The organism is Nonomuraea sp. C10, assembly GCF_008017515.1.
Classification (GTDB): Bacteria; Actinomycetota; Actinomycetes; order Streptosporangiales; family Streptosporangiaceae; genus Nonomuraea; species Nonomuraea ferruginea.
The window spans coordinates 3,843,981-3,860,757 of sequence record NZ_VPFF01000001.1; the positions used below are offsets into that span (position 1 = coordinate 3,843,981).

At 71.3% G+C, this 16,777-nt stretch carries 17 protein-coding genes and 1 riboswitch; of the genes, 4 read left to right on the forward strand and 13 right to left on the reverse strand.

From position 1 onward, the window contains the following. Positions 1–105 precede the first annotated feature (105 nt). On the forward strand, positions 106–1,428 hold the full coding sequence (locus FR742_RS17635) for an RNA polymerase sigma factor (protein ID WP_148031954.1): 1,323 nt from the start codon (positions 106–108) through the stop codon (positions 1,426–1,428). Positions 1,429–1,576: 148 nt separating this feature from the next. Here the strand turns inward: FR742_RS17635 and FR742_RS17640 are convergent, their stop codons facing one another. Next, positions 1,577–1,975 carry a hypothetical protein gene (locus tag FR742_RS17640; protein ID WP_148031955.1) on the reverse strand — a complete coding sequence of 133 codons (399 nt, stop codon included), beginning with the start codon at positions 1,973–1,975 and terminating at the stop codon, positions 1,577–1,579. 114 nt (positions 1,976–2,089) lie between these two features. On the opposite strand from FR742_RS17640, the gene FR742_RS17645 reads away from it, so the two are divergent. Together FR742_RS17645 and FR742_RS17650 are read left to right on the forward strand one after the other, a co-directional pair. Next, complete coding sequence (locus tag FR742_RS17645) at positions 2,090–2,659, forward strand: TetR/AcrR family transcriptional regulator C-terminal domain-containing protein (protein WP_148031956.1); 570 nt, start codon at positions 2,090–2,092, stop codon at positions 2,657–2,659. A 210-nt stretch (positions 2,660–2,869) separates the two neighbouring features. After that, the gene (locus tag FR742_RS17650) at positions 2,870–3,067 is read left to right on the forward strand and encodes a DUF5999 family protein (protein ID WP_148031957.1); all 198 of its coding nucleotides are present in this window, start codon (positions 2,870–2,872) and stop codon (positions 3,065–3,067) included. A gap of 16 nt (positions 3,068–3,083) precedes the next feature. On the opposite strand, the gene FR742_RS17655 is transcribed toward FR742_RS17650, so the two are convergent. Then, positions 3,084–3,677 (reverse strand): alpha/beta family hydrolase, encoded by a 594-nt coding sequence (locus tag FR742_RS17655; RefSeq protein WP_148031958.1) that lies wholly within the window; start codon positions 3,675–3,677, stop codon positions 3,084–3,086. An 83-nt stretch (positions 3,678–3,760) separates the two neighbouring features. On the opposite strand from FR742_RS17655, the gene FR742_RS17660 reads away from it, so the two are divergent. Beyond that, positions 3,761–4,108, forward strand: a complete 348-nt coding sequence (locus FR742_RS17660; RefSeq protein WP_148031959.1) for a hypothetical protein — start codon at positions 3,761–3,763, stop codon at positions 4,106–4,108. Positions 4,109–4,830: 722 nt separating this feature from the next. Here FR742_RS17660 and FR742_RS17665 read toward each other — a convergent pair. From FR742_RS17665 to FR742_RS17715, 11 genes are all read right to left on the reverse strand, one after another. Next, a complete protein-coding gene (locus tag FR742_RS17665; RefSeq protein ID WP_148031960.1) occupies positions 4,831–5,700 on the reverse strand; it encodes a tetratricopeptide repeat protein in 870 nt (289 codons plus the stop codon). Between the two features lie 159 nt (positions 5,701–5,859). Then, positions 5,860–8,691: an aminomethyl-transferring glycine dehydrogenase gene (gcvP, locus tag FR742_RS17670; protein ID WP_148031961.1), complete on the reverse strand. Its 2,832-nt coding sequence runs from the start codon at positions 8,689–8,691 to the stop codon at positions 5,860–5,862. Positions 8,692–8,845: 154 nt separating this feature from the next. Continuing rightward, positions 8,846–8,937, reverse strand: a riboswitch (glycine riboswitch). 51 nt (positions 8,938–8,988) lie between these two features. Further along, entirely contained in the window at positions 8,989–9,609 is a 621-nt protein-coding gene (locus tag FR742_RS17675) for a MerR family transcriptional regulator (RefSeq protein ID WP_148031962.1), read from the reverse strand. A 148-nt stretch (positions 9,610–9,757) separates the two neighbouring features. Next, the gene (locus tag FR742_RS17680; protein WP_148031963.1) at positions 9,758–10,228 is read right to left on the reverse strand and encodes a bifunctional nuclease family protein; all 471 of its coding nucleotides are present in this window, start codon (positions 10,226–10,228) and stop codon (positions 9,758–9,760) included. 106 nt (positions 10,229–10,334) lie between these two features. Further along, a complete protein-coding gene (locus FR742_RS17685) occupies positions 10,335–10,961 on the reverse strand; it encodes a MerR family transcriptional regulator (RefSeq protein WP_148031964.1) in 627 nt (208 codons plus the stop codon). Between the two features lie 23 nt (positions 10,962–10,984). Next, entirely contained in the window at positions 10,985–11,497 is a 513-nt protein-coding gene (locus FR742_RS17690; protein ID WP_148031965.1) for an FHA domain-containing protein, read from the reverse strand. Between the two features lie 257 nt (positions 11,498–11,754). After that, the gene (locus FR742_RS17695) at positions 11,755–14,256 is read right to left on the reverse strand and encodes a mannose-1-phosphate guanyltransferase (RefSeq protein ID WP_148031966.1); all 2,502 of its coding nucleotides are present in this window, start codon (positions 14,254–14,256) and stop codon (positions 11,755–11,757) included. A gap of 3 nt (positions 14,257–14,259) precedes the next feature. Continuing rightward, entirely contained in the window at positions 14,260–14,841 is a 582-nt protein-coding gene (locus FR742_RS17700; RefSeq protein WP_261808589.1) for a CDP-alcohol phosphatidyltransferase family protein, read from the reverse strand. A 63-nt stretch (positions 14,842–14,904) separates the two neighbouring features. Further along, the gene (locus FR742_RS17705; protein WP_148031968.1) at positions 14,905–15,666 is read right to left on the reverse strand and encodes a GNAT family N-acetyltransferase; all 762 of its coding nucleotides are present in this window, start codon (positions 15,664–15,666) and stop codon (positions 14,905–14,907) included. Between the two features lie 63 nt (positions 15,667–15,729). Continuing rightward, positions 15,730–16,323, reverse strand: coding sequence for a phosphoribosylanthranilate isomerase (locus tag FR742_RS17710; RefSeq protein WP_148031969.1), 594 nt, complete (start codon positions 16,321–16,323; stop codon positions 15,730–15,732). A gap of 10 nt (positions 16,324–16,333) precedes the next feature. Beyond that, entirely contained in the window at positions 16,334–16,759 is a 426-nt protein-coding gene (locus tag FR742_RS17715) for a hypothetical protein (RefSeq protein WP_148031970.1), read from the reverse strand. Positions 16,760–16,777: the final 18 nt, after the last annotated feature.

Sequence of the window (16,777 nt, forward strand, 5' to 3'; positions counted from 1 at the left end):
CCGCATGGCGTTATTGATACTGGTGAGTAGAGCGGCCGGAGCCGGGGCCGCGCCACCACACCCGCCTACATTTCGCTTCCACTCCGTTATGGAGGAGGTGTCCTCATGCCCCGAACCGCTGTGGCCCCAGCCGCCACCCTCGAGCAACTGATTGACCGAGGGCGAGCCCAGGGCCGCCTCTCTCTCGCGGAGCTGCGCGACGCTTTCGCCCAGGCCGGCATCACCCCGGCCGAGGGCCGCTCGATCTTGCGCGAGCTCACCGAGTCAGGGGTGAACCTGGCCGCCGAGAACGAGCCGGCCACCCCGAAGAAGGCCGCAGGACGGCCTGCGAACAAGCCTGAGGCCAAGCGCTCCACCAGGAAGGCTTCGCGCTCAAAGACTACCGACTCCAAGGCCCCGGAGGCAAAGGCCGCCGAGGTGAAGACGGAGATCGACGCGGAGGGTCCCGACGACGCCGCGCTGGAGCCGGAGGAGGCCGAGCTGGAGACCGAGGCGCTCGACCTCGACGACCACCAGTCCGCCATGGGCGACTCGGTGCACACCTACCTGAAGTCCATCGGCCGCCGCACCCTGCTCACCGCCGCCGAGGAGGTCGACCTGGCCCGCCGGATCGAGGCCGGCCTGTACGCGGAGCACAAGCTGGAGAGCGAGCCGGACCTGTCCCCCGAGGACCGCGAGGAGCTGCTCCTCGTGGCGGAGGACGGCAAGGCGGCCAAGGACCACATGCTGGAGGCCAACCTCCGGCTGGTGGTCTCGGTGGCCAAGAAGTACACCGACCGCGGCATGTCGCTGCTGGACGTCGTCCAGGAGGGCAACCTCGGCCTGATCAGGGCCGTGGAGAAGTTCGACTACACCAAGGGCTTCAAGTTCTCCACCTACGCCATGTGGTGGATCCGCCAGGCGATCCAGCGCGGCTTCGCCGACTCGGCCCGCACCATCCGGCTGCCGGTGCACGTGCTGGAGATGCTCTCCAAGCTGTCGCGCGTCGAGCGTGAGATGCACCAGCGGATGGGCCGCGAGCCCACGCCGGAGGAGCTGGCGGTGGAGTTGGACAGGACGCCCGACCAGATCGAGGAGCTGATGCGGACCAGCCGCCAGCCGATCTCGCTCAACGCGACGATCGGCGAGGACGGCGAGACCACGATCGGCGACCTGATCGAGGACGTCGACTCGCCGGAGGCGTCGGAGATCGTCGACCGGCAGCTCCTCGGCGCCCAGCTGCGGGGCGTGCTGCAGAACCTGTCGCCGCGCGAGGCGAAGATCATGGCGCTGCGGTTCGGCCTGATCGACGGCAAGCCGCACACACTGGACGAGATCGGCAAGCACCTCGGGCTCACCCGGGAGCGGATCCGGCAGCTGGAGAAGGAGTCGCTGTCGAAGCTGCGCCACCCGAGCAACACCCGCCCGCTGCTCGACTGGGCCAGCTGACCAGGGTCACCGCCCGGGCCCGGCCGGGATGAACCCCGCCTGACCGTACCCGGGCCGGCTGACCCGGCGAACGCGACGAGCCCCGGCCTGCGCCGGGGCTCGTCTGCGTCTTGGCGGCCGGGCCGGGCTCACCGCCCGGTGAGGCCGGTCACCTGGCGGAGGGCACGGGACGGGGCACGCGCGGGATGCCCCACATCCTGTTTTCCTCGCGGAGCGTGCGCAGCCGCTCCACCTCCATGGTCCACATGGCGCCCTTGGGCGTCGCCTTGGCCTTGCGCCGGGCGATGCGGTCGTCGTAGGACTTGACCCCGAACGCCGCCCGCTGCCCCGCCTCGGCCGCGCGCAGCGCCTCGGTCAGCTCCTTGTCGAGCGCCCGGCCCGCGGCCCGCAGCTCGATCTCGTCGGCGTCGGCGGCGCGCAGGTCACGCAGCACCTGCTCCGCCTCCCTGGCCCTGCCGAGCAGCTCGGGGTAGCGCTTGGAGATCTCCAGATCCGCGTGGTAGCGGACCTCGGCCTCGCGGCTCACCCGCGGACGGAAAAACGCCATCGACTCTGCCCTTCACGCTGTCGTTCTTATCAGCGACCAGGGTACGCGCTCCGCGCCCCCGCCCCGTAACCGGTCCGGCGCGGCACTCCGGCGCAGCCTCCTTTACATAGTAAGATGATCACCATGCCCGCCAAGCGACCACCGGTCCCCCTGTCCCGCGAGCGCATCATCGAGGCCGCCCTGCACATCGCCGACAGCCAGGGCCTGCGCAGGCTCACCATGCGCAGGCTCGGCGACGCCCTCCAGGTCGAGGCCATGGCCATCTACCACCACCTGCCGCGCGGCAAGGAGGCGCTGATGGACGCCCTGGCCGAACACGTCACCGCCGTCCACGTCGAGCAGGCGGCGACCTGGCAGGAGACCGCCAGGGCGTGGTGCAGGGCCAGCCGGGAGATGCTGCGCGAGCATCCCGGCGTGCTGGCGCTGGCGCTCACCAAGCCGCCCAAGGGCGCCACCGTCATCGCCATCGGGGAGCAGATCGAGCAGCTCGCCGACGGCGGCCTGCCCGGCGCCGAGGAGGCCGTGCGCACACTGCGGGCCTTCGTCTTCGGCAGCGTCGCGGTCGAGGTGCAGCGCTCGGGCTGGGCCGACCCCGAGGTGGACGAGTGGGTGCGGCGCGACCGCGACGCCGACGCCGACTTCGAACGCGGGCTCGACGCGTTGCTCCGGGGGCTCCAAACCTAGTGTGCGTGTCATGCTTGGCCCGTTATCCTGCATAAGGCACGCTGTGTCGGAGGTCACACTCCAGGGGATCCTCCCTTAACAGTCCAAACGGGCTATGTCGGAACGTGTGACGCACATCGCACACTTGCTGCACACTTACTGGAAAGAGAAACCCGAGCCGCTCCCGACTCCTTGATCGGGGGCCATCCACGAGATATCGGAGGCACGCCGATGTGCCCGCACGACCCGGTCTGTCCGTCTGCCGACGCGCCTGACCGCGAAGCCGCCCGCACCCTGGCCTGCCACCCCGAGCAGGGGTGGAGTCTGCTGTGCAACGGGGTCGTCCTGTTCGAGGACACCGGTGAGCTGCTGCCCGGCGGCACCGCGATCGCCCCGCACCGCCCCGACCCGCTGGTCGGGGCAGCCTGAGCGCACCGCCGACCGGTTACCCGAGATAACGGGTCAGCCAGTCGGCGACCACCTCGCCCACCCGGGCGGGTTCCTTCTTCAGATCGTGCCCCTCTCCCGGGAGCACCACGAGCCGCGTCGCGTCCGCCGCGTCGGGCACGCCGAACGGGTCCCTGTCACCGTTCACCACCAGCACATCGACTCCGGCGCCACGCAGCTCGTCCGCCCTGGAACGGTCCGGCTTGCCGGGCGGGTGCAGCGGGAACGCCAGGGCCACCACCGCCACCGCCCCGGCCGCCCGCGCGGTCCGGCAGGCGACCCGCGCCCCGTTGCTCCGGCCGCCCTGCACGAGCGGCAGCCCGGGCCACCGGCCGCGCAGCTCGGCCAGCACGGCCAGCCACGCCTCGTCCTGCCGCTCGGCCGATCCGGGCGCCCGCGCCCCCGCCATCCTGAACGCCTGCGTCACCCTGGCCACGGTCACGCCCATGCCGAGGGCCGCCTCGCGGACCGCCAGCAGGTCGGGCGCGTCGACTCCCCCGGCCGACCCGTGCGTCAGCACCAGCAGCAGCCGGCCGCGCTCCTCCTCGTCGACGTCGACCCGCGCCGCCCCCCGGGGAGTCATGATCTCCATGGCAGCACCGTACCTGGGGAGGAGCTCAACATAGCTCCCAGGTCTGATGACGGCGCGCCTCCGGACAGGGCAGGATGTCCTCTATGCAACCGGAGAGGGATGTCCGCGACGAACTGCGGGCGACGATCGACGCCCGCCGCGACCTCGGCCCCGACTACGAGCCCGCTCTTGTCGACTCCCTGGCCGACCGGCTCGACGCGACGATAGCGGCCCGGGTCGAAGCCGAGCTCAAGCGACGCGGCAAGGAGACCAAGCGCAAGAACGACAGCTCCCGCTCCATGGTGCCGATCGCGCTGGGCTCGATGGGCATCGGCGTCCCGCTGACGGCCATCGCCGCCAGCCAGGCGGGCACCGTGGGCCTGATCGTCGCCTGGCTGTCCATCGTCCTGATCAACATCGCCGCCGCCGGCGCCCTGATGCGCCGCCCCTGACGGCCAACCCCGTCCCCCTCCCCCAGGCGCCACCCCGGAACTACAACGAGCCGAGCGGGCCGAAGGCACGCCTTACGGCGCCCGACCCGTGGGGGTTCCCAAAAAAGGGTCTTGACCTGCGGCCAGCGCGCTGATGCGCCGCCCCTTACGGTCAAGGCACGCTGCCTGTCTCCATCTCCCCAAGCGCGGCCACCACACCCCGGAATTACGGCGAGCTGAGCGGGCCGAAGGCACGCCTTATGGCGCCCGGCCCGTGGGGGTTCCCGAAAAGGTCTTGACCTGCCGCCGAGAAGCGGCCGCCCGCCCCCGTCAACCCACAGCGGCGAGCCGCCAACACCCGAAAAGGGATCACACGGCTGCCCCCACTCCACAACCCAAGCGGACGAGACCGACCATGACGCGGCCGAAAGGCTTTCAAGCGATCGCCCGCACTCCACACGAGCGGAACGGCCACTGACGCGGGCCGAGGGGTTCTCACGCGGTCAGCTGCGCACCCTCCACCTCGTCCACCCGTGACCCATCGGGTTCTCATACGGTCAGCTGCGATCCGCAACCCATGAGAGGGCACAGCCGGCGCGGCCTGGAGAGGTTCTCATCCGCGGTTCGCCCGCACTACCCGGTGGCCGTCGGCACGCTTCCGGACTCATCGACGGTGGCCTGTGTTCGAAAATCACTGCGGGGCACGCACAACGGTGCCCTGACTCGAAAGCTGTGGGGTCGGCTCAGGTGTCGCGGTCGTAGCGGAGGCGTACTTCGGCCGCCAGGCCTTCGTCCTGGTGCTCCAGCCCGTACGCCCACACCTGCCCGGCGGCGTCGTCGCGGCCGCGCAGGGGAAGCGTGCGGGCCAGCAGCTCGATCGCCAGCGCGCTCACCTGCGCCTCGCCACCCTGCTCGACGGCCTCGGCGAACTCGGCGCAGGCCATCTCCAGGTGCGCGATGCCGAGCTGCACGCGCAACCGCGCCGCGTCCTCACCGGAGGCGGCGTCCTCCAGCGCGTCGAGCAGCACGTCGGCGGCCTCTCCCGGCTCCTCGCGCCCGATCAGCAGGTCGGCGAGCTGCTGCGCGGCGTGCACCCGCACCTCGACGGCGGGTCCGTCCGGCTCGGCTCCCTCATGCGAGGCTTCCCCGCCGGCCGGGGCGTCGTCCCCGGTCCGATGGCCCGTCTCGATGGCGGCGCGCAGCTCGGCCTCCGCCTCGTCGTAGTCGCCCACCTCGCCGGCCAGCCGGGCCAGCGCCAGGTGCGCGAGCGGCACGTACGAGGGGGTGCCGACGCCGAGCACGGCCTGCCAGGCCCCGCGCGCCTGGTCCAGCCGCCCTTCACGCTCGAACCCCTGAGCCAGGTGGCAGGCGGCCTGGGCGGCGAACTCGGGGTGCCCGGTGGCCAGCGCCGTCCTGGCGGCGGCCCGCGCCCCCTCCACGTCGCCCGCCTGGTCGAGCACCACGGCGAGCCCCACGGCTGCCTGCGCCCGATCGGGGCTGCCGGGCTGCGCGGCGAGCTCGGCGAGTATGGCGGCCGCGCCGTCGAGGTCACCGCCTTCGGCCAGGCGGCGGGCGGTGTCGAGCGGCGGGGTCTCCAGCTCTGAGAACGTCAAGAGAGCTCCTTCGGCGACGAACGCCCCGAGCCTAACGAGTTCTCGCGATCATGTCTGCTCGGTTGACCCCATCGGTCTGACTGACGCCCGATTAGTCCGAAATGCCCTTCCGGGACGCGAGCAGGCCCGGCCGCGCGGGCCGGGCCTGGACCGCCCTTGTCAGTCCTCGTACGCCTCCAGAGGCGGGCAGGAGCACACCAGGTTGCGGTCGCCGTACGCCTGGTCGATCCGCCGCACCGGCACCCAGTACTTGTCCTCGCGCAGCGACGGCACCGGATAGGCCGCCTCGCTCCGCGCGTACGGGTGACTCCACTCGTCGGCGGTCAGCGCCTCCGCGGTGTGCGGGGCGTTCCGCAGGGGGTTGTCGGCCGGGTCGTACTCGCCGGAGGCCACCTTGGCGATCTCCGCGCGGATGGCGACCATCGCGTCCACGAACCGGTCCAGCTCGGCCAGGTCCTCGCTCTCGGTCGGCTCGATCATGAGCGTCCCGGCGACGGGGAAGGACATGGTGGGCGCGTGGAAGCCGTAGTCGATGAGCCGCTTGGCCACGTCGTCGACGGTGACGCCGGTCTCCTTGGTGATCTGCCGCAGGTCGACGATGCACTCGTGGGCGACCAGCCCGCCCCTGCCGGTGTAGAGGACGGGGTAGTGCGGGGCGAGGCCGCGGGCGAGGTAGTTGGCCGACAGGATGGCCTGCTCGGTGGCTGCGGTGAGGCCGTCGCTGCCCATCATCCTGATGTACGCCCACGAGATCGGCAGGATCCCGGCGGAGCCGTACGGAGCGGCAGAGACGGGCCCGACGGGCGAGCCGTCGCGCAGCGGGTGGCCGGGCAGGTAGGGGGCGAGGTGGGCGCGGACGGCGACCGGGCCGACGCCGGGCCCGCCGCCGCCGTGCGGGATGCAGAACGTCTTGTGCAGGTTGAGATGGGAGACGTCGGCTCCGAACTCGCCGGGCTTGGCCAGGCCGACGAGCGCGTTGAGGTTGGCCCCGTCGACGTACACCTGGCCGCCGGCGTCGTGCACCTTGGCGCAGATCTCCGTGACGGTCTCCTCGTAGACGCCGTGCGTGGACGGGTAGGTGACCATGATGGCGGCCAGCCGGTCGCGGTGCTTGCCGATCTTGGCGTCGAGGTCGGCCAGGTCGACGTTGCCGTCGTCGTCGCAGGCCACGACCACGACCCGCATGCCGGCCATGACGGCGCTGGCGGCGTTGGTGCCGTGGGCGGACGACGGGATGAGGCAGACGTCGCGCCCGGTGTCCCCGTTGGCGCGGTGGTAGGCGCGGATGGCCAGCAGCCCGGCGAACTCGCCCTGGGAGCCGGCGTTCGGCTGGATGGAGACCTTGTCGTAGCCGGTGACCTCGGCGAGCCAGTCCTCCAGCGTGCGGATCAGCTCGCCGTAGCCGAGCGCCTGCGCCTCGGGCGCGTACGGGTGGATGCCGGCGAACTCGGGCCAGGTGATGGGCTCCATCTCGGTGGTCGCGTTCAGCTTCATCGTGCAGGAGCCGAGCGGGATCATCGAACGGTCGAGCGCGATGTCCTTGTCCTGGAGCCTGCGCAGGTAGCGCAGCATCGAGGTCTCGCTGTGGTGGGTGTTGAACACCGGGTGGGTGAGGAAGTCCGACTCGCGCAGCAGGGAGGACGGCAGCGCGTCGTCCACGGCGTCCAGGGCGGCGTCCGCGCGCTCGACGCCGAAGGCCGCCCACACCTTGGCGAGCTCGGCGGCGCCGGTCTTCTCGTCGCAGGCGATGGAGACGTGGTCGGCGTCGGCCTGCCACAGGTTGACGCCGCGCTCGGCGGCCGCGGCGACGATGCCGGCGGCCCGGCCGGGGACGCGGGCCAGCACGGTGTCGAAGAACTCGGCGTGCACGACCTCGACGCCGCCCTCGCGCAGCCCCGCGGCGAGCGCGGCGGCGTGCCGGTGCACCCGCCGGGCGATCCGCCGCAGCCCGTCGGGCCCGTGGTAGACGGCGTACATGCCGGCGATGACCGCGAGCAGGACCTGCGCGGTGCAGATGTTGCTGGTGGCCTTCTCGCGGCGGATGTGCTGCTCGCGGGTCTGCAGGGCCAGCCGGTACGCGGCCGCGCCGTCGGCGTCGACCGACACCCCGACCAGGCGGCCGGGCATCTGGCGCTGCAGTCCCTCGCGTACGGACATGTAGGCGGCGTGCGGCCCGCCGTAGCCGAACGACACGCCGAACCGCTGGGAGGAGCCGACGGCGATGTCGGCGCCGAGCTCGCCCGGGGCGGCCAGGAGCGTGAGCGCCAGCAGGTCGGCGGCGGCCACGACCAGCGCGCCGGCCTCGTGCGCCCGCTCGGCCACGGCGCGGAAGTCGCGCAGCCGCCCGGACGCGCCGGGGTACTGGACCAGCACGCCGAAGCATTCGGGCAGGTCGCCGGTCAGGTCGCTCTCGACGAGCTCGATGCCGAGCGGTTCGGCGCGGGTGGCCAGCACGGCCTTGGTCTGCGGCAGCGTGTCGGCGTCCACCACGAACACCGGGCTCTTGGCCTTGCCGGCGCGGCGTGCCAGCGTCATGCCCTCGGCCGCGGCGGTGGCCTCGTCGAGCAGGGACGCCCCGGCGACGGGCAGGCCAGTGAGGTCGGAGACCACGGTCTGGAAGTTCAGCAGCGCCTCCAGCCGGCCCTGCGAGATCTCCGGCTGGTACGGGGTGTAGGCGGTGTACCAGCCCGGGTTCTCCAGGAGGTTGCGGCGGATGACGGCGGGCGTGACCGTGTCGTGGTAGCCGAGGCCGATCATGGAGGTGAGCACCTGGTTGCGGCCGGCGAGGGCGCGCAGTTCGGCGATGGCCTCGGCCTCGCTCGCGGCGGCCGGCAGTTTGAGCCGGTCCTTGGCCCTGATGGCCTCGGGCACGGCCACCGCGACCAGGTCCGCGACCGATTCGAAGCCGACGGCCTCGAGCATGCGCTGCTGCTCGGCCGCTGAGGGCCCGATGTGCCTGCTGGAGAACGGCGGTGCTGACAGGTCGGTCATGGAGATGCCTCCCGAGGCTGTGGAGACCGGCGCTGGGCGCGGGCGTATGCCGGATCTCCCCCTCTGTCATGGCGACCTGAGAGCTTCACCCCGCTACGGGGCTTGCACCGTCGGTGAAGTGCGCCTGGCGGACGCACCTGCTTTCCAGAGTTGCCTCACCCGAGCGGTACGGGCGCCTGAGAGATTCCGGGGAGGGTTGCTCCTTCGGCGCCCCGGCGGTGCCGGGGACTCTCCCGCACGGGGTCGTCAGCATGTCCTAGATTACAGCCTCGACCCGAATTGGGGTGGTACGGGGCGTCACCCGATGCGGCGCGCGCGCCGCCGCCGGGCCAGTTCGTCAGCGGGATGGTCGGCCGGGACGTCGTCCACGACCGCCGCCCGTTCCCCCGGCAGCTCCGCGAGGGATCCTTCGACCTCGCGCCAGACCCGGCCGAGCGCTATGCCGAACACGCCCTGACCGCCCTGGAGAAGGTCGATGACCTCGTCGGCCGAGGTGCACTCGTAGACGCTGACGCCGTCGCTCATCAGCGTGATCTGCGCGAGGTCGGCGACCCCGCGGTCGCGCAGATGCTGGACGGCGGTGCGGATCTGCTGGAGGGAGACTCCGGTGTCGAGGAGCCGCTTGACGACTTTCAGGACCAGGATGTCGCGGAAGCTGTAGAGGCGCTGGGAGCCGGAGCCGTGCGCGGCTCTTATCGTGGGCTCCACCAGGCCCGTGCGCGCCCAGTAGTCGAGCTGCCTGTAGGTGATGCCGGCCGCCGCGCAGGCTGTCGGCCCGCGGTATCCGATGTCGTCCGGCAGCGTGGCAGGCTGCTCGTCGAAGAGCAATCCTTGTTCTCCGGCACGCTGCCGCGCACTCTCGCGCCGCACCGGATCTTCCTGGCCGGCCGTCTTTCCCTCGCCGCTGCTGACCGCCACGCGGACCTCCGGCTTTCTCTCATCCCGTGGCCTCATCTGGGGGTTCGTAAAAGGTCGACCACGGGTTTCACTTGCACCGTAGGACCGTGACCATGCTCAGTCAACGATCCGGCTCGGCGCGTCGTGAAGCGTAAATGCACTGAAATACCTACCCCGCCCGGCCGAAGTCCTCGGGTGAGATCGTGTCAAGGAACTCCCTGAACTTCTCCACCTCGTCCTCCTGGTCGTCGGGGATGATCACACCGGCCTCCTGGACCACCTCCTCGCTGGCGAAGATGCGGGCTCCGGTGCGCAGCGCCAGCGCGATCGAGTCGGAGGGCCGGGCGCTGACCTCCACGCCGTTGGAGAACACGAGGTCGGCGAAGAAGATGCCGTCACGCAGAGCGACGATGTTGACGGCGCGCAGACCCACGCCGAGCGCGCTCAGCACGTCCCTGAAAAGATCGTGGGTGAGCGGCCGGGGCGGCGGCTCGTCGGCCTGTGCCAGCGCTATGGCCGTCGCTTCGGTCATGCCGATCCAGATCGGCAGGAACCGCTCCCCGTGTGCCTCCTTGAGCAGAACGATCGGCTGATTGGTGGGCATTTCTACCCGAACGCCCACTACCTCCATCTGCAACACGGGCTGCTCCATATTCGACTGGCCGGTGGCCCGGCTCAGGTCATCGCTGGTCCGCTTCTGCATTTCAACGTAACACCCGCCGAGCCCTGAATGTCCCGCAGGCCGCTCATCGGCCCAGAACGCCACGAACCCCCGTACGCAGCAGGGCGGCATGGAGGTCGAGCAGGAGTGCCGACAGCTCCCTGGCCGCTTCGTCGGCCTCACCGATCGCGCCGGGCTTGCGGCGTTTGAGTATGGGCGCGACCGTCTGCTCGACCAGACCGGCCTCCCGCTCCGCCGCGGCCTTGACGGCGCGCAGATGACGGGCGTGCAGGCCGAAGCGGGCCAGCCCGCCCACGGCCCGGGCGATCTTCAGCGCTTCCTCGTCGTAGCGCCGGGCGACCGGCGCAAGCAGCCCGTAGTCCTCCAGCTCGGTGAGCGTCTCCTCGTCGAGCCCCGCGGACTCCAGCAGCTCGGCCCGGGTGAGCTTGACCTCCTGCTTGTCGTGCAGCGCGCGGGGGCGGCCGAAGCTCTCGGCCATCTTGTCCTTGATCACGCGCAGCGGGAGGTAGTGGTCGCGCTGCTCGGTCAGGATGTAGCGCAGCTGCTCGACGTGCAGGTGGGTGAACTTGCGGAAGCCGGACGGGGTGCGCTCCGGCTCGATCAGCCCCTCGCCCTCCAGGAAACGGATCTTGGAGATCGTGACGTCGGGGAACTCGCCCTGCAGCAGGGCGAGCACCTCCCCGATGCTCATGTGCGAGCGTGCCGCCTGTGAGCTCATGCGCCGGCGGGGGTCCGCATCAGGAACAGCAGCCGGAACTTGCCGATCTGCACCTCGTCCCCGGAGTGGAGCGGGACCTCCTCGATGCGCTCCCGGTTGACGTAGGTGCCGTTGAGGCTGCCCACGTCGCGCACCGAGAACTGGCCGCCGCGATGGCGGTAGAACTCGACATGACGGCGCGAGACCGTGATGTCGTCGAGGAAGATGTCGCTCTCCGGGTGGCGGCCGGTGGTGGTCAGCTCCTTGTCGAGCCGGAACCGGCTGCCCTGGTTGGGCCCCCTGGTGACGGTGAGCAGCGCCGCGCCCGGCGGGAGCTGCTCCACCAGCGCCCGCTCGGCCAGCAGCATGTCGCCGGTCTCAGCCTCGTACGCCTCTATTCCCGCGACAGAGATCGTCGATGTCGTGTCCCCGGAGACCTCGGGTCTGGTCAGCTGGGTCCCACAACGGGAACAGAAACGGGCATCCTCGGGGTTGGCATGCCCGCACTGCGTGCAGTAGACGCTCGGCATCGATCGGCTCGGCCTCCTACCGCGAAGTCGCGGCAACGGTGCTCGGGGCGCGCCTCGCTTCGCTCTTCACGTTTTGGCGAATGCCGCAACTTACGCTGATCAGCGGCAAAGGTCAAGGCGGGGCGCTGGACGACAGGTTCGGACGCTGACAAAGTTACAACCGCCCCTACCTGAAGGTCCATGCCGCCGCGCGTCTTAACATTACGATCTTGCGGTCCTTCCAGACAAATCGTGGACAGGATCCGGCCTGTTATGGATCATGTCGCCTGCTCGACCACCTGGGCCCAGCGTTCGAGCAGGATCTGCGCGGTGTCGACGTCCGACGCCTCCGCCCACAGGTCGGTCGCCGGTTCGGTGGCGGCGGGCAGGATGAGCACCCAGCTGCCGTCGTCGCCGACCACCCGCACCCCGTCGGTGGTGTCGATCCGGTGACCGTCGCCGCTCGACTCGGCCGCCTCGATGACCGAGCGCATCACCGCCCCCTTCGCCGCCCACTGCGTCGGGATCGTCCGCTTGAGCAGCTTGGCCTCGGGGATCCTGGCGTCGATCTGGCTGAGCGAGAGCCGGGTGCGGGCCACCAGCCCGAGCAGCCTCATGAACGCGGCCAGCCCGTCGATGGCCGGGCTGAACTCGGGCACCACGAAGCCGCCCCGCCCGTCGCCGGCGAAGATCATGCCGGGGTCGCCGGCGGCTGAGGTGAGCGCGTCGACGGCGGTCGAGGTCCACCGCACCTGCACGCCGTGGAAGCGGCACACCTGCTCGGCGACCCGGGTGGTGGTGACGGGCAGCGCCACCTGCCCGCCCCTGCGCTCGGCGGCCACCAGGTCGAGGACCACCAGCAGCGCCCGCTCCTCGCTGATGAGCTGGCCCTGCTCGTCCACCAGCGCGATGCGCTCCCCCACCGGGTCGAACCTGACGCCGAAGGCCGCGCGTGAGGAGCTCACGAGCTCCGACAGCCGCTGCAGGTCGCGCCGGCGCTCGGCGATCGTCTCGGTGGGCGACAGGTCGTCCAGCACCGCGTTGACGGTGAGCACCTCGATCCCGGCCCGGCCCAGCAACCGCGGCAGCACCAGCGAGGAGGTGCCGCCCGCGCAGTCGGCCACCACCTTCATCCCGCGCACGCCGGTCATGTCGACCCGGCCCAGCAGCTCGTGCGAGTAGTCCTCGACCGCCCTGGCCGGAAAGGTCAGCTCGGCGATCTCGCCGGGGAAGGCGCGGCGGAACTCCTGCCGGGAGAAGACCCGCTCAAGCTTGCGCTGGGCGCCGGGGGGCAGGTCGGCGCCGCGGTCGTCCATGATGACGATGTCGACGCTCTGCGGGTCGCCGGCGGTGGTGCGCAGCGTGATGCCGCCGGCGGCGGTGCCCCTGGCGGTGTGGAAGCGCGCCACCGGCAGCGGCGCCGCCTCGAGGTCGTGGACGTTGATCGCGCTGGCGTTGAGCGCGCCGATCACGGCCCGCTTGAGCGCCCTGGCGGCCAGCGAGGAGTCACGCGAGGTGACGACGTACTCGCCCTTCTTCAGCGTGGTGGCGTACGCGCTGGCCAGCCGGACGCAGAGCTCGGGCGTGATCTCGACGTTGACCAGCCCGCTGACCCCGCGCGGGCCGAACAGGCCGCGCTGGCCGCGCGACTCCCAGATGACGCTGGTGTTGACGACCGCGCCGGCCTCGATGGTCTTGAACGGGTAGATCTTGACCCCGCTGGAGACGTACGCCTCGGCCTCGACGACGCACTCGTCGCCGATGATCGCGTTCTCCTCGATGCGGGCGCCGCTCATCACGTCGGTGGCCTTGCCGATCACGCAGCCGCGCAGGTGGGTGCCGGGGCCGAGGTAGACGTTGTCGTGCACGATCGCGCGGTGCAGGAAGGCGCCCTCGCGCACCACCGCGTTGTTGCCGAGCACCGTGTACTCGCGCAGCTCGGCGCCGGCCTCGACCTTGGCGTACTCGCCGACGAACAGCGGCCCCTTGAGCACGGCGTCCGGCTCGACCGAGGCGGAGCCGGCCACCCAGACGCCGGGCGACACCTCGAAGCCGCCGATGTCGAGCCTGACCTTGCCGGACAGGGCGTCGGCCTGGGCCTTGCGGTAGCTGTCGTGGCTGCCGACGTCCTCCCAGTAGCCGTCGGCCACGTAGCCGTAGATGGGGGCGCCGCGCTCCAGCAGCCTGGGGAAGACGTCGGCCGACCAGTCGGCGGGCTCGCCGGTGGGGACGTCGCCCAGCACCTCGGGCTCCATGACGTAGATGCCGGTGTTGACGGTGTCGGAGAAGACCTGGCCCCAGGTGGGCTTCTCCAGGAAGCGCTGCACCCGCCCGGCCTCGTCGACGATGACGATGCCGAACTCGAGCGGGTTCGGCACCCGCTTGAGCCCGATGGTGACGAGCGCCCCCGTGTCGCGGTGGAAGCGGATCATGTCGGTCAGGTCGATGTCGGTGAGCGCGTCGCCGGAGATGACCAGGAAGCGGTCGTCACGCAGCCGCGCGGCGGCGTTCTTCACGCTCCCCGCGGTGCCCAGGGGCACGTCCTCGGTCGCGTACTGCAGGCGCATGCCGAGCTCGTCGCCGTCGCCGAAGTAGTTGCGCACCAGCGCGGCCAGGAACTGCACCGTGACCACGGTCTCGGTGATGCCGTGCCGTTTGAGCAGGCGCAGCACATGTTCCATGATCGGACGGTTGACCACGGGGAGCAGGGGTTTGGGCTGGTTGGCCGTCATCGGCCGCAACCGGGTGCCTTCGCCGCCCGCCATGACAACCGCCTTCACCGCTCACTCCTTCGTGGTCGCGGTCACGAGCCGGCGCACCTGTAGCACGTACAACACGCCTGCCCACCAGTAGAGGCCCGTTCCCCACAGCGCGAACGCCCACCCGACGATGCGGGCCACTTCGGCATACCACCCCGTGTGGGAGGCAAGGAAGAGGAGAGGGAAGGCATACATGAGGTTAAACATGGCGGCCTTGCCCAGGAAATGCACCTGAAGTGCCCGATATCCATGCTTGCGGAGTACAGGGAAGGAACAGGCGACGAAGATTTCCCTGGCCAGGATCACGGCCACCAGCCACCACGGGATGATCTCCCGCACCAGCAGCGCCACGATGGTCGCGAACACGTACAACTTGTCCGCGGCCGGGTCGATCAGCCGCCCGAGCCTGCTGGTCTGGTTGAACGCGCGAGCGATCTTCCCGTCGAGCCAGTCGGTGAACCCGGCCACCGCGAGCACCCCGAGTGCCCACCCGTCGGCCCGCGGCCCCAGAGCCAGCCACAGGAACACGGGCACGCCAAGGAGACGCAGGAAGCTCAGCAGGTTGGGAACCGTCCAGATTCGGTCCTCGGCGGAAGTTTCACTCACGCCCCAGACCCTACTGCGCGAACTTCCGGCCCAGCGGGGCCGCATCCGGCCAAGCTCCCGCCGTCAGGCGCGGACGAAGTCGTGCGTGCGGCCGATCTCCGCGAATCCGAGGCGGGCGTAGAACTCCCTGGGCCAGTCGCCCGCGTCGGCCACCAGGAACACCAGCCCGGCCGCCGCGGTGGCCTCCGCCAGGAGTGAGAGCATCAGCGCGCGTGCGTGCCCCCTGCCCCGATGCGGGACGGCGGTCACCAGGTCCTCGATCTGCGCCACGCCGTCGTGGACGTACAGGTCGGCGCGGGCGGCGATCTCGCCGCCGGAGGTCCGCACGCCGCGGAACCCGACCCGGCCGGCGCCGCGCAGTCTGGTCTCGGCCCGCCGGGCGAGCTGCTCGATCACCTCGTCGCCGGCGTCCGGCAGCGTCTCGCGCCAGGTCTCGCGCAGCACGGGCAGCAGCACCGCCAGGGAGAGCTCCTCGGCGTGCGGGACGCGGGGCGGGTCGCCGCAGTAGGCCATGAGCACGTTCTCCTCGTGCCGGTAGCCCGCCGCCGCGAACGCGGGCGCGAACTCCCGGCCGAGCCGGTCGTCGAGCACGCACACCATCCGGTGGCCGCGCGCCCCCAGCACCTCCTCCGCCGCCGCGAGCACGGCCCGCGGGTCCTCGCCGTGCCACACGACGAGCTTGTTGTCGTCGTACGAGGCCGCGTAGCGATCGTCGAGCACCCCGAAGCCACAGGGCACCGGCACCACCCGCGGCGCCCGCCGCCGCGCGAACCCGCGCAGGAACTCCCGCGCCCGCTCGCCGCTCTGTAAGCGTTCCCCGGACATCCCGTCGACTCCGTTCCCCATGGCGCTCCGAGAGCGCGCGTCATCTCGCCCTGAGAGGGCGCGTCAGGAGGCGGCGCGGGCGGCGTCGACGAAGGCGGCGATCAGCGCCGGGTCCTTGACGCCGGGAGCGGTCTCGACGCCGCTGGAGACGTCGACCCCCCACGGGCGGGCGGCGGCGATCGCCTCGGCGACGTTGGACGGCGCCAGGCCGCCCGCGAGCATCCACTGCCCCGAAGGGCGGCCGCGGACGGCCGACCAGTCCCACGGCTCGCCGGAGCCCGCCCGGGGCGCGTCGACGATGAGCATGCTCTCGTCGAAGGCGCCGCACCGCAGGTCGGCCCGCGCGTCGACGGCCCTGATCAGGGTGCGGCCGAGGTCCTTGAGCGCGGTGAAGTCGCCGTGCGGGTGGTGGCCGTGGAGCTGGACGGCCCGCACCCCGGCGGCGAGCGCCGCGGCCCGGACCGTGGCGGGGTCCTCGCCGCGGAAGACGCCCACGGTCAGCACCTCCGGCGGCACCAGGGCCCCCAGCTCGGCGGCCCGCTCGGGCGTGATCCGGCGCGAGCTGCTGGTCAGCACGAAGCCGATGGCGTCGGCGCCGGCCTCGACGGCGGCGGCCACGTGGCCGGGATCGGTCAGGCCGCAGATCTTCACGTACACAGGAACGAGGTTAGCGGCGGCGGGACGCTCCCGGCGACCACGACCAGATGAGCAGCGCGGTGGCGAGCCCGGACATGACGATCCCGTTGGGCAGGTGGGCGCCGAGCATCTCCCAGGTGAAGTGCTGGCCCATCCCCGCGACGAACAGCGCGAGGCTGGCCAGGGCGGGCCAGCCGGCGCCGCGGCCCGGCCGCCACACGAGCACGGCGAAGACGATCTGCAGGAGCCCGACGAGGTGGACGAGCATCCCGGCCATCACGTGGGGCTCGGCCATCGCCCCGTCGGTGGCGACCGACTGTCCGGCGAGCGAGCCCGCCACGACGAGGCCCGCCGCCTGGGCGATGATCGTCAGCCGCAGCGCGTACAGCAGACCGGCGTTGACCGGCTTGACGGGGGCCGAGGCGGGCGGGCGCTGGAAGAGATCCGTTTCTGACATGTCCGCAGTCCTTTCGAT